General features: G+C 70.9%; 9 protein-coding genes. 5 read left to right on the forward strand and 4 right to left on the reverse strand.

Annotated features, from left to right (window positions below; all coding sequences use genetic code 11):
* Window positions 1–65: 65 nt before the first annotated feature.
* Complete coding sequence (gene rpoD, locus OG589_RS24185; protein WP_405152109.1) at window positions 66–1,202, reverse strand: RNA polymerase sigma factor RpoD; 1,137 nt, start codon at window positions 1,200–1,202, stop codon at window positions 66–68.
* Window positions 1,203–1,346: 144 nt separating this feature from the next.
* Window positions 1,347–3,224, reverse strand: coding sequence for a DNA primase (dnaG, locus tag OG589_RS24190; RefSeq protein WP_405139774.1), 1,878 nt, complete (start codon window positions 3,222–3,224; stop codon window positions 1,347–1,349).
* Between the two features lie 143 nt (window positions 3,225–3,367).
* Between dnaG and OG589_RS24195 the strand changes: the two genes are divergently transcribed.
* Complete coding sequence (locus tag OG589_RS24195) at window positions 3,368–4,267, forward strand: M23 family metallopeptidase (protein ID WP_405152110.1); 900 nt, start codon at window positions 3,368–3,370, stop codon at window positions 4,265–4,267.
* An 18-nt stretch (window positions 4,268–4,285) separates the two neighbouring features.
* On the opposite strand, the gene OG589_RS24200 is transcribed toward OG589_RS24195, so the two are convergent.
* Window positions 4,286–5,521: a deoxyguanosinetriphosphate triphosphohydrolase gene (locus OG589_RS24200; RefSeq protein WP_405139776.1), complete on the reverse strand. Its 1,236-nt coding sequence runs from the start codon at window positions 5,519–5,521 to the stop codon at window positions 4,286–4,288.
* Window positions 5,522–5,694: 173 nt separating this feature from the next.
* Window positions 5,695–8,355: a pyruvate, phosphate dikinase gene (gene ppdK / locus OG589_RS24205; RefSeq protein ID WP_405139778.1), complete on the reverse strand. Its 2,661-nt coding sequence runs from the start codon at window positions 8,353–8,355 to the stop codon at window positions 5,695–5,697.
* A 309-nt stretch (window positions 8,356–8,664) separates the two neighbouring features.
* Here ppdK and OG589_RS24210 point away from each other — a divergent pair, with 309 nt between their 5' ends.
* The 4 genes from OG589_RS24210 (at window position 8,665) to OG589_RS24225 (ending at window position 11,907) form a co-directional block, all read left to right on the forward strand.
* Window positions 8,665–9,597 (forward strand): NAD(P)H-binding protein, encoded by a 933-nt coding sequence (locus OG589_RS24210; protein ID WP_405139779.1) that lies wholly within the window; start codon window positions 8,665–8,667, stop codon window positions 9,595–9,597.
* 26 nt (window positions 9,598–9,623) lie between these two features.
* On the forward strand, window positions 9,624–9,956 hold the full coding sequence (locus OG589_RS24215) for a YnfA family protein (RefSeq protein WP_405139781.1): 333 nt from the start codon (window positions 9,624–9,626) through the stop codon (window positions 9,954–9,956).
* Window positions 9,957–10,037: 81 nt separating this feature from the next.
* Window positions 10,038–10,997, forward strand: a complete 960-nt coding sequence (locus OG589_RS24220) for a D-isomer specific 2-hydroxyacid dehydrogenase family protein (RefSeq protein ID WP_405139783.1) — start codon at window positions 10,038–10,040, stop codon at window positions 10,995–10,997.
* Window positions 10,998–11,121: 124 nt separating this feature from the next.
* The gene (locus tag OG589_RS24225; RefSeq protein ID WP_405152111.1) at window positions 11,122–11,907 is read left to right on the forward strand and encodes an aminotransferase class IV; all 786 of its coding nucleotides are present in this window, start codon (window positions 11,122–11,124) and stop codon (window positions 11,905–11,907) included.
* Window positions 11,908–11,909 lie beyond the last annotated feature (2 nt).

Consider the following 11,909-nt stretch of genomic DNA (forward strand, 5'->3'; position numbering starts at 1 on the left):
CTGGCCGGCGGGGGCCGGCAGAGCCGGCGAGCGGCCGGCGGGGGCCGTGGACCGGACGGGCCGGCTCAGTCGAGGTAGTCGCGGAGCATCTGCGCGCGCGTCGGGTGGCGCAGCTTGGCCAGCGTCTTGGACTCGATCTGCCGGATGCGCTCGCGCGTGACGCCGAACTCCCTGCCGACCTCCTCCAGGGTCCTCGGATGGCCGTCGGACAGCCCGAAGCGGAGCTGGATGATCCGCTGCTCCCTGTCGGACAGGGTGGCGAGGATGTCGTCCAGCTGGTCCTGCAGCATGATGAACGCCGCCGCCTCGATCGGCACCACCGCGTCGGCGTCCTCGATGAAGTCACCGAGGTCGGAGTCCTCCTCGCCGATCGGCGACTGGAGCGACACGGGCTCCTGGGCGATGCGCTGGATCTCCACCACGCGGTCGACGGGCAGGTCCATCTCCAGGGCGATCTCCTCGGGAGCGGGCTCCCTGCCGAGATCCTGGTGGAGCTGCCGCTGCACCCGCACGAGCTTGTTGATCGTCTCGACCATGTGCACGGGAATTCGAATGGTGCGCGCCTGGTCCGCGATCGCCCGGGTGATCGCCTGGCGAATCCACCACGTGGCATACGTGGAGAACTTGTATCCCTTGGTGTAGTCGAATTTCTCGACCGCCCGGATGAGACCCAGGTTGCCCTCCTGGATCAGATCGAGGAAGAGCATTCCGCGCCCGACATAGCGTTTCGCGATCGACACCACGAGCCGGAGATTGGCCTCGATGAGCCGTTGCTTCGCCCGGACGCCCTCCCAGACGAGCTCCTCGAACTCGGGCTTGGCGAGCCGCAGCCCGAGATCGCACAGCTTGTCCTCGGCGAACAGGCCCGCCTCGATGGCCTTGGCCAGTTCCACCTCCTCCTCGGCCGTCAGCAGCGGAACCCGGCCGATCTCCCGCAGGTAGATGCGGACGAGGTCGCTGGTCGGCGCCCGCTTGCCGACGTCCTCCTCATCGGGGCGGACGGTGTCCTCCTCCGCCTGAGGCTCGAGCACCTCCACACCCTTTTCGGCGAGCATCCGCACGACGCGTTCCAGCGCGTCGGCCGGCAACTCGGAGCGGTCAAGCGCGGCGGCCACGTCGTCGACGGTGACGCTCCCGCGCTCCCTTCCTCTCGCGACTAGATCCGCCACCTGATCTACCGGCGGCGGTCCACTTGGCAGCACCGATGCACCCACGGGACATAGTCTGCGGTATAGGGACCAGAAAAGGGCAGGCCTATTTTTGGCACAGAAGGTAAGGCCAGAGCTATTACCGAATCGATATCAACCAAAAGTTTGGCGGCCGTGAGAAGCGGATAGTAAAGCTAATTACGCTCCGACGGCGCGTTCTCTTAACACCCGTCGTTGTTGTTCGAGCGCCACGAGTTCCCCGAAGAGCCGGTTGTAGTCCTGCTGCTGCTCAACGGGGTTGAGACGCTGCATCTTGGCCTTGATCTGGACGAGCGCCCGCGTCACGGCGTTCTCGGCCAGCCGGGCCAGCACGGCCGGGCCGTATCGCTCCTCACTGGCCATGTCGGCACGCAGGGCCTCCACCGCGAATCTGGTCGCCAGCGCACGCAGGGCGTCGTCCTCGGTGGCTTGGAGCAGCAGGTCGACCCATTCGCGCCCGCCCGGGCCGCCCGCCACCGTGCCGCCCGCTGACATGATCAGCTCGTACAGCGCGACGTGCTCGGGCGTGGTGAACGCCTGCGCCCCGAGGGCGTCGAACTCCGGGCCCATGAGCGCTGGACGCTGCACCGCGAGCTTCAGCGCCTCGGACTCGATGCGCACCACGGGGTCGGCCTGATCGACCGGGCGAGGCGCCGCCGCGCGCCTGGCGGGCCGCTCAGGGGCGCCGGGACGGCCGCCGGGGGCGGAGCGCCCCGCGACCTCGTGGACGCGCCGCCGCACCATCTGCTCGTCCACGAAGCCGAGCCAGCGGTCGAGGTCGACGGCGTACCTGTCGCGCAGCGCCTGATCCTTGATGCCGGCCACCAGCGGCGCGGCGGCGTCGAGCGCGGCGAGGCGCCCCTCGTTGGAGTTGAGCTCGTAGCGCGAGATGACGCTGCGGATGGCGAAGGCGAACAGCGGCTCGCGGCTGGCGATCAGGTCGCGCACCGCGGCGTCGCCCTGCTTGACCCGCAGGTCACAGGGGTCCAGCCCGTCGGGCTGCACGGCCACGAAGGTCTGGGTGACGAACTTCTGCTCGTCGGCGAAGGCCCTGAGCGCGGCCTTCTGCCCGGCGGAGTCGCCGTCGAAGGTGAAGACGACCTCGCCGCGGAACTCGGCCTGGTCGAGCAGGAGCCGCCGCAGGACCTTGATGTGCTCCTCGCCGAAGGAGGTGCCGCAGGTGGCGACCGCGGTGGGCACGCCGGCCAGGTGGCAGGCCATCACGTCGGTGTAGCCCTCGACGATGACCGCCTGGGAGCGCTTGGAGATCTCGCGCTTGGCGAGGTCGATGCCGTAGAGCACGGTGCTCTTCTTGTAGATGGGGCTTTCGGGGGTGTTCAGGTATTTGGGGCCATCGTCGCTGTCGAGGAGCTTGCGCGCGCCAAACCCGATCACCTCGTTGGTGATGTCGCGGATCGGCCAGACCAGCCGGCCGCGGAACCGGTCGACGGGGCCTCTGCGCCCCTCTCTGGCCAGGCCGCCCTTGATCAGCTCGGCGGCGGTGAACCCCCGGCCCAGCAGGTGGCGGGCGAGGCGGTCCCACTCGGCGGGGGCGTAGCCCACCCCGAAGTGCTCGGCGTCGACCCGCTCGAAGCCCCGCTCGGACAGGAACCTGCGGCCAGGCGCCGCCTCGGCCTCCGAGAGCAGGGAGGCGTAGAACTCGGCGGCGGCCTTGTGCGCCTCGATCAGGCGGCTGCGCTCACCGTGCTCGCGCCCCGGGACGTAACCGCCCTGCTCGTAGCGGAGCTGGATGCCCGCGCGCTGCGCCAGCCGCTCGATCGCGTCGGTGAAGGTGAGGTGCTCCAGCTTGCGGACGAACGTGATGACGTCGCCGCCCTCGGCGCATCCGAAGCAGTACCAGTAGCCGCGAGAGGGGGTGACGTTGAACGAAGGGGACTTCTCATCGTGGAAGGGGCACAGGCCCTTGAGATTGCCGCCGCCCGCGTTGCGGAGCTGGATATGCTCGCCCACGACCTCGGCGATCGATGAGCGCTCACGCACGAGCGCGATGTCCTCGTCACTGATCCGCCCTGCCACGCCGTGAGTCTACGGCTCACCGCCGGCAACCTGGGGCGCGAGCCGTACATGGTGGGTGATTTTCCGCGAATGGGTCGTGTGGGTCATGTAGGTCGGTTACAAAGGAAACGCTCATTTTCGGTAACGTCAAGCGGGTGGAGATCATGCGATCGGGGCGACTCGCCGCCATTGCCGCGGCCGTGCTGGTCACCGCCGCCTGCGCCGCCCCTGGCGGAGTGGCCGGCATCAGCACGCAGCCACCCGCGCCCACTCCGGCGGAGAGCACGTCCGGAGCCGCCGTGACCTCCGGCGGAGCGCGGGCCGCCGGTACGCCAGAGGCGTCTCCCAGCGGGCGAGGCGAGATCGACGCCGCCACGCTGAAGCCCAGCGCCTCCGCGCCCGCGGTCGAGCCGCCGCCCGGCGACGCCCCGGTCCGGGTGCCCCCGCCGCGCCTGTCGAGGTTCAGCTACGTCTTCCCCGTGCGCGGATGCCGGGTCAGCTACGCCCGCAAGCAGCTGGTGCTGCCCAAGACCACGATCTGGGCGGGGAAGGGCTGCTCCTTCGTCGCCCCCGTCAGCGGCACCGTGCGCGAGGTGAACGTCAGGAACCGCTGGCAGTCCTCCACCGACCACGGCGCCGACCGCGAGGGCCGGTTCGTCTCGATCGTGGGCGCCGACGGCGTCCTGTACCTCGGCGGCCATCTCGAATCGGTTGCGCAGGGCCTCAAGCCGGGCATGGGCGTGAGCGCGGGCCAGGTGCTCGGGCAGATCGGCGACTCGGGGAACGCCAGGGGCGGGGGCTCCAACCTCTACTTCGCGATGTCCTGGGCCACGCCGTCCACGCTGTGGTGGGTCCGGCGGGGCATGGTCGACCCGTGGAACTACCTGGACGCGTGGCTGACCGGCAACCCCACGCTCTCCCCCGCCCAGCAGGTGGCCGCCGTGCGGGCCAGGGTGGGCGCCGCTCCCCCGTGCCAGACCCTGTGCACCTCCAAGCCCGGCAAGAAGCCCGAGCGGCCCATCCCGACCCAGAGCGCGGACCCTGACGTCGTCACCACCGGCTAGGCCGGGCGCTCACGGGCGCTAAGCGCGGGAGCCGAGGCCCCGGTGCAGGGCGACCGCCGAGACGTCGGTCAGCGAGGCGATCTGGTCGACCACCACGCGCAGCCGGCCCGCGTCGTCGCTCGCCTCGCAGAAGGCGGCCCGCAGCGCGGGCTCCAGCGTTCCCGGGGCGCCCAGCATGATCATCGAGGCCAGCTCGGCGATCAGCTCGCGCTGGCGGGCCTGGTTGGCGTTGTGGTCCTCCCTGGACATCACGTAGTGCGCGGTGACCCCCTTGAGCAGCGCGCACTCGAGTCGGGTGGCCCTCGGCACGATCAGGTCGGCGCCGTGCCTGGTGAACCCCGGGCCGTACGCCCGGAGGGTGGCGGCCTGCGCGGACAGGCAGAACCGCCCGATCAGCGCGCTGGTGAACGACTTGAGCGCCACCAGGTCGGCCATGGTGCCCTCGAAGTGGGAGGGCCACAGCGGCTCGGCGATCAGGCGGGCGAGGGTGTCCTCCAGCTCGGTCAGGCAGGCGTCGCCGGCGTACGACTTGAGGGTGCGCTCGCAGACGCCGCGCCGCTCCCCCGGATCGCGCAGCAGGGCCAGCGTGACGTGCCCGGAGTGCAGGGCGTCCTCCAGGTCGTGGACGGAGTAGGCCACGTCGTCGGACCAGTCCATGACCTGCGCCTCGAAGCTGACCCGGGAGGACGGGACGCCGCTCCGCACCCATTCGAAGACCGGCAGGTCATCGGGGTACACGCCGAACTTCGGCCCGTGGTCGGAGGTCCAGGGGTACTTCAGCGCCGAGTCGAGCGTCGCGCGGGTGAGGTTGAGCCCGGCGCTCCTGCCGTCCGCGGTGAGCACCTTGGCCTCCAGCCGGGTGAGCAGCCGCAGGCTCTGGGCGTTGCCCTCGAAGCCCCCGCACCTGGCCGCGAGCTCGTTGAGCGCCGTCTCGCCGTTGTGCCCGAATGGCGGATGGCCGAGGTCGTGGGCCAGGCAGGCCGTCTCCACCAGATCGGGGTCACAGCCGAGCGCCTTGCCCATCTCCCTGCCGATCTGGGCGCATTCGAGGGAGTGGGTCAGGCGGGTGCGCGGGATGTGCCGGCCGTGGTCGGGGATCTCCCCCGGCCCGACCACCTGGGTCTTGGCCGCCAGCCGCCGTAAGGCCGCGCTGTGCAGCACCCGGGCGCGGTCGCGTTCGAACGCGCTGCGCTCGGGGTTGCCGGGAGGTTCCGGGACCCATCTCGCCTGGTCGAACTCTTCATACGCTCTCATCGGTAGCGGGGATGCTACCCCTGCGAGGGGTTGTGCATCACAAACATGCAGGAAACTCACGATGTCCGGCAGATCTCCAGCCTCTTCGCAGGTCAGACGACCCGTAGACCCCCCCTACGGCCCGCTCCCGACCCCCACCGGCGAGGGCCGGCGGGGGGCGGGGCGGGCAGGGGTCACCGGGACTCGGGCTCCGCGCACGCGAGGGCGGCGCGCCCGGCCTCCAGGCGGGCCACGGGAACCCTGAACGGCGAGCAGGAGACGTAGTCCAGGCCGATCTCGTGGCAGAAGTGCACCGACTCGGGGTCGCCGCCGTGCTCTCCGCAGATGCCCAGCTTGATGTCCGGACGGGTCCTGCGCCCCTCCTCGACGGCGATGCTCATCAACCGGCCCACGCCGCTCCGGTCGATCGTCTCGAACGGGGACACCCCGAAGATCCCGAGGTCCAGGTAGCGCGAGAAGAACGCCGCCTCGACGTCGTCACGGGAGAAGCCCCAGGTCATCTGGGTCAGGTCGTTGGTGCCGAAGGAGAAGAACTGCGCCGCCTCGGCGATCTGCCCGGCGGTGAGGGCCGCGCGGGGCACCTCGATCATCGTGCCGATCAGCGCCTCGACGCCCACCTCGGCCAGGATGCGCTCGGCCTCGTCGCGTACGCCCTCCAGCTCCTGCACGGCGGCGACCAGCGGGATCATGATCTCGGCCCGGGGGTCTCCCCCGGCCGCGCGCCGCTCGGCCGCCGCCTCGGCGATGGCACGCACCTGCATGGCGAACAGGCCGGGGATCACCAGGCCGAGCCGTACGCCGCGCAGGCCGAGCATCGGGTTCTGCTCGTGCAGCCGCTTGACGGCGTCGAGGAGCCTGCGGTCCCTCGGGGTCGCGCCGTCACCGGCCAGCGCGATCTTCACCGAGAGGGCGGTGATGTCGGGCAGGAACTCGTGCAGCGGTGGGTCGATCAGCCGGATCGTCACCGGCAGCCCGTCCATCGCCTCCAGGATTCCGGCGAAGTCGGACCTCTGGAGGGGTTCGAGCGCGTCCAGGGCCGCGCGGCGCTCCTCCGCCGAACCGGCCAGGATCAGATCCTCGACGAGCTTGCGCCGGTCGCCCAGGAACATGTGCTCCGTGCGGCAGAGCCCGATGCCCCGCGCGCCGAACCTGCGGGCCCGGGCGGCGTCGTCGGGGTTGTCCGCGTTGGCCCGTACGTCCAGGCGGCGGCGCCCGTCGGCGTGGCTCAGGATCCGGTGCACGGCCTGGACGAGCTCGTCGCCGCTGTCGCCCGACCCCTCGAAGTACTCCACGACGGGCGAGGCCATGACCGGCACCTCGCCGAGGTACACCTCGCCGGTGCCGCCGTCGATGGAGATGACCTCGCCCTCCTCGACGACCACGCCATCGGGAGCGGTGAACCGCCTCTCCTGCGCGTCGACCTCCAGCTCCTCGGCTCCGCACACGCAGGTCTTGCCCATGCCGCGCGCGACCACCGCGGCGTGCGACGTCTTGCCGCCCCTGCTGGTCAGCACGCCCTGGGCGGCGATCATGCCGACGAGGTCGTCCGGGGTCGTCTCCCTGCGGACCAGGATGACGTCCTCGCCCTGCTCGGCCAGCTCCTTGGCCCGCTCGGAGGAGAACACGGCCTTGCCGACGGCGGCGCCCGGCGAGGCGTTCATGCCCTTCGCGATGTGCCGCAGGTCGGTGCCGACGTCGAACCGGGGGAACATGAGCTGGGCGAGCTGGTCGCCGGTCACCCGGGAGACGGCCTCGTCCAGGTCGATGAGGCCCTGGTCGACGAGCTGGGTGGCGATGCGGAAGGCCGCCGCCGCCGTGCGCTTGCCGACACGGGTCTGGAGCATCCACAGCTTGCCGCGCTCGATCGTGAACTCGATGTCGCACAGGTCGCGGTAGTGGTTCTCCAGCGTCTTCATGATGTCGAGGAGCCGCTGGTAGGAGTCGGGGTCGATCTCCGCGAGCTCCTGCAGGGGGACGGTGTTGCGGATGCCCGCGACGACGTCCTCACCCTGGGCGTTCCGCAGGTAGTCGCCGTACACGCCCTGCTGGCCCGAGCCGGGGTCGCGGGTGAACGCGACGCCGGTGCCGGACTCCATGCCGAGGTTGCCGAAGACCATCGCGACGATGTTGACCGCCGTGCCGAGGTCGGCCGGGATGCGCTCCTGGCGGCGGTAGATGATCGCGCGCGGGGCGTTCCACGACTCGAAGACCGCCTCGACGGCGAGCCGCATCTGCTCGCGCGGGTCGTACGGGAAGTCGTGGCCGGTCTGCTCCCGCACGATGCCCTTGTACGTCTCCACCAGGCGCCGGAAGTCGGCCGCTTCGAGGTCCAGGTCGCTGTCGACGCCCTTGTGGCGCTTGGCCGCGTCGATGCCGTTCTCGAACAGGTCGCCGTCGATGCCGAGCACGGTCTTGCCGAACATCTGGATGAGCCTGCGGTAGGAGTCCCAGGCGAAGCGCTCGTCCCCCGCCTGCTTGGCCAGGCCCTGGACGGACTCGTCGTTGAGGCCGATGTTGAGGACGGTCTCCATCATCCCGGGCATGGAGTACCTGGCTCCGGAGCGCACGCTGACGAGCAGGGGGTCGCCGGCGTCGCCGAGGCGCTTGCCCATCCCCTTCTCCATCGCGGTGAGGTGGGTCTCGACCTCGTCCGCGAGCCCCTCGGGGAAGCCTCCGTCCGACAGGTAGCGGCGGCAGGCTTCGGCGGTGATCGTGAACCCGGGAGGCACGGGAAGACCCAGGTTCGTCATCTCGGCGAGATTGGCACCCTTACCACCGAGGAGATCCCTGAGATCCTTGTTGCCCTCGGTGAAGTCGTATACGTACTTGGGCACTCGAACTCCTTCAACGACTTCAATGGCGTACGATTCCGCCTCGTTCCGGGGACTCTACCTACGATTTACCTCGGGAAACGTCACCCTCGCCTCACCATGGTGTTTTCCCTGGTAGAACCCAATATAGCGGTCTAATCCATTCGCTCTGCGGGGTGAACTCCGCCGAAACTCCGCGTGCGACTCGTGGTATATACCAATTCTTGGTCATTGGCGGGGATTAAGAGGAGGTTCGCTGACCTCCAATTGGTGTAGACCTTTCTTGCGGCACCGCGTGAACAATGGCGTGACGGAACCGAGAAGGGGGCGTCGATGTCCGGAGATCGGCTGATTCTCGTCACGGGCGCCGCCGGCAGGGTCGGAGGGGTCGGCCGGAGCGTCGTCGAGGGTCTGCGGGAGCGCGGCCTGGCGGTCCGCGCGCTCGTCCACCACGAGGACGACCGTGCCGGCGCGCTCCGGGCCCTGGGCGCCGAGGTGGTGACCGGCGACCTGACCAGGGCCGCCGACGTCGTCCCCGCCCTGGACGGCTGTGACCGGGTGTTCTTCTCCATGAGCGTCTCCCCGCTCTACCTGGAGGCCGCCGTCACGATGGCGGCCGTGGCGCGCGAGTACGGAGGCGTGGAGGCGTGCGTCAGCCTGTCCCAGATGACCGTCTCCGACATGACGGTGCTGAGCACGGCCGAGTCACACCAGCAGCGCCTGCACTGGCTCGCCGAGCGGGCCTTCGACTGGTCGGGCCTCCCCGTCATCGTGCTCAGGCCCACCGTCTTCCTGGAGCACCCGTTCTTCACCACCTTCGCCGAGGCCTCGATGGCCGAGGACTCCTCCATCAGGCTGCCGTTCGGCCCGTCGCGTACCTCTCCGGTGGCGGCGGCGGACGTCGCCGCCGTGGCCACGGCCGTCCTCGCCGATCCCGCCGCGCACATCGGGAAGGTGTACGAGCTGACCGGGCCGCGATCGCAGGACATGAACGCCGTGGCGGCCGAGTACTCTCAGGCTCTCGGGCGGCCCGTGACCTACGTCGACGTGCCGCTCCAGCACTGGATCGACCACGATCTCGCCGCGCGGGGGATGCCCGGGCACCTCTCCGAGCACATCGCCACCATGGCGCGGCTCCACGCGCTGAACCGCTACGACCGGCTCACCCACGACGTCGAGCGGCTCACCGGCCACCCGGCCACGAGCGTCCGGGAGTTCGTGGCGGGTCGCGGGCCCGGCACTGGCGGGCACGGCTCAGGTTCCTGACGCCACCCACCGCTAGGCTGATCGCCATGGTCGTGTTGCGCTCCATCGCCCTGTTCGTCCTGGCGGCGGTGGCCGAGATCGGGGGCGCCTGGCTGGTCTGGCAGGGCGTGCGCGAGCATCGTGGCCTGCTCTGGATCGGCGCGGGGGTGCTGGCGCTCGGCGTCTACGGGTTCGTCGCCACCTTCCAGTCCGATCCCAACTTCGGCCGCATCCTGGCGGCCTACGGCGGTGTCTTCGTCGCGGGCTCCCTGGCCTGGGGCATGATCGTCGACGGCTTCCGGCCCGACCGCTGGGACGTGATCGGCGCCCTGGTCTGCCTCGCCGGCGTGGCCCTCATCATGTACGCCCCGCGCGGCTGAGGGCTCAGAGGCGGCCGCCGTGCCGATCGTCGTCCAGATCCCTGCCACGACTGCCGACCCTGGTGCGGAAGAATGAGCGCCGTGGAAGCCCGTATCGCGATATTTCCGGATACCGAGCCTCGGACGGCCGGCGGGCGTGCCGACGACCCCGACCGGCTCCTGTCCGGCGTCGAGGAGGCCGTGGCCCGTGGCGGCGGGGCCGTCGTGGCCCCGGCCGAGGCCAACGGGCTCGTATGGCTCGCCCCCGCCCGGCCCGGCGCGCTCAGCGAGGCCCTGGACGCGAGCCCGGACGTCCGGTGGGTGCAGCTCCCCTCGGCGGGCGTGGAGAGGTTCGCGGCCACCGGTGTCTTCCAGCGCCCCGTGGTCTTCACCTGCGCGAAGGGGTCCTTCGCCGGGCAGGTGAGCGAGCACGCCCTCATGCTGGTCCTCGCCTGCCTGCGCGACGTCTCGCGCCAGGCGCGCACTCCGCGCTGGTCCGTCACCGACCCCCGCTCGCTGGCCGGCCGCAGCGTCACCATCCTGGGCGGCGGGGGCATCGCCGAGCGGCTCGTCCGGCTGCTGCGGCCCTTCGACTGCCACGTCCGGGTCATCCGCCGCCGGCCGGACAAGGTGGAGGGGGCCGACGAGACGTTGCCCCCCTCGGCCCTGGCGGACGTGCTGCCCGGCACCGACGTCCTGGTGCTGGCCCTCGCCCTGACCGCCGAGACCAGGCACATCGTCGGCGCGGCCGAGCTGGCGCTGCTGCCCGCCCATGCCGTGGTCGTCAACGTCGCGCGCGGCGCGCACATCGACACCGGCGCGCTGGTTCAGGCGCTGGCCGAAGGGCGCGTCTCCGCCGCCGGCCTGGACGTGACCGACCCCGAGCCCCTGCCCGAGGGCCACCCGCTGTGGAGCGACCCGCGAGCCCTCATCACCTCGCACAGCGCGGACTCGGCCGAGTACGTCATGCGCATGCTGTGCGAGCGGGTGGAGCACAACGTCCGCCGGTTCGGCGCCGGGCTGCCCCTGGACGGGGTCGTCGACCCCGCGACCGGCTACTGACGGCGCAGCCCCGTCCATCCGGCGGCGGGCCGCACCGCCGGGCCGTACGCGGCTTCACGCCCGGGGCGAACAAGCGGGCTCGCGGTCCGAGGGGCGGCGGGGAAGCTGCCAGGATGGCCACATGATGGAGCTGAACGGACGTCCCGTCACACCAGACGAGCTCGGCACCCTCGCGCTCTGCAACTACGGGCACTTCACCACCATGCGGGTGGAGGACCTGCGGGTCCGAGGCCTCTCCCTCCATCTCGAAAGGCTCCTCGGCGACTGCCGGGTCATCCACGGCGCCGACCTCGATCTCGAACGGGTGCGCCACCTCGTCCGGCGCGTCGCGGCCTCGGCGCCGTCGCCGGTCATCGTCCGGGTCACCGTGTTCGACCCCGAGCTCGACCTGGCCCACCCGGCGGTCAAGGCCCAGCCGGAGATCCTCGTCAGCACGAGACCGGCCCCGGGCGCCCTGGCCCCGCTGACGCTGGGAGCGGTCAACTACCAGCGCGACCTGCCCGAGGTCAAGCACACCGGGCTGTTCGGCACCGTGCTGCACAGGCGGCTCGCGCAGCTCGGCGGCCACGACGACGTGCTGTTCCTCGACGGCCGGTCCCGCGTGACCGAGGGGCCCGCGTGGAACATCGGGTTCGTCCGCGCCGGCCGCGTCCTGTGGCCGGAGTCGAACCGCCTCAACGGCGTGACCATGCGCCTGCTCAACGGGGTGATGCGCCGCGCCGGCATCCCCTTCGACGCCGCCGACATCGACGCTGGCGACCTGCCCGCGATGGGCTCGGCGTTCATCACCAACGCCGCCATCGGCCCGCGCCCCGTGCGCTCGATCGACGGGGCCGAGCTCTCGGTGGACGAGCCGATCCTCACCACCCTGCGAAGGGAGTACGCGGCCATCCCCGGCGACCCGCTCTGACC

The organism is Sphaerisporangium sp. NBC_01403 (genome assembly GCF_045040145.1).
GTDB lineage: Bacteria > Actinomycetota > Actinomycetes > Streptosporangiales > Streptosporangiaceae > Sphaerisporangium > Sphaerisporangium viridialbum.

Bases quoted from the DNA above. Each gene is read 5' to 3' on its own strand.
- OG589_RS24225 (WP_405152111.1), top strand. From the start codon at position 11,122: ATGGAGCTGAACGGACGTCCCGTCACACCAGACGAGCTCGGCACCCTC.
- OG589_RS24210 (WP_405139779.1), top strand. From the start codon at position 8,665: ATGTCCGGAGATCGGCTGATTCTCGTCACGGGCGCCGCCGGCAGGGTC.
- OG589_RS24215 (WP_405139781.1), top strand. From the start codon at position 9,624: ATGGTCGTGTTGCGCTCCATCGCCCTGTTCGTCCTGGCGGCGGTGGCC.
- OG589_RS24200 (WP_405139776.1), bottom strand. From the start codon at position 5,521: ATGAGAGCGTATGAAGAGTTCGACCAGGCGAGATGGGTCCCGGAACCT.
- OG589_RS24195 (WP_405152110.1), top strand. From the start codon at position 3,368: ATGCGATCGGGGCGACTCGCCGCCATTGCCGCGGCCGTGCTGGTCACC.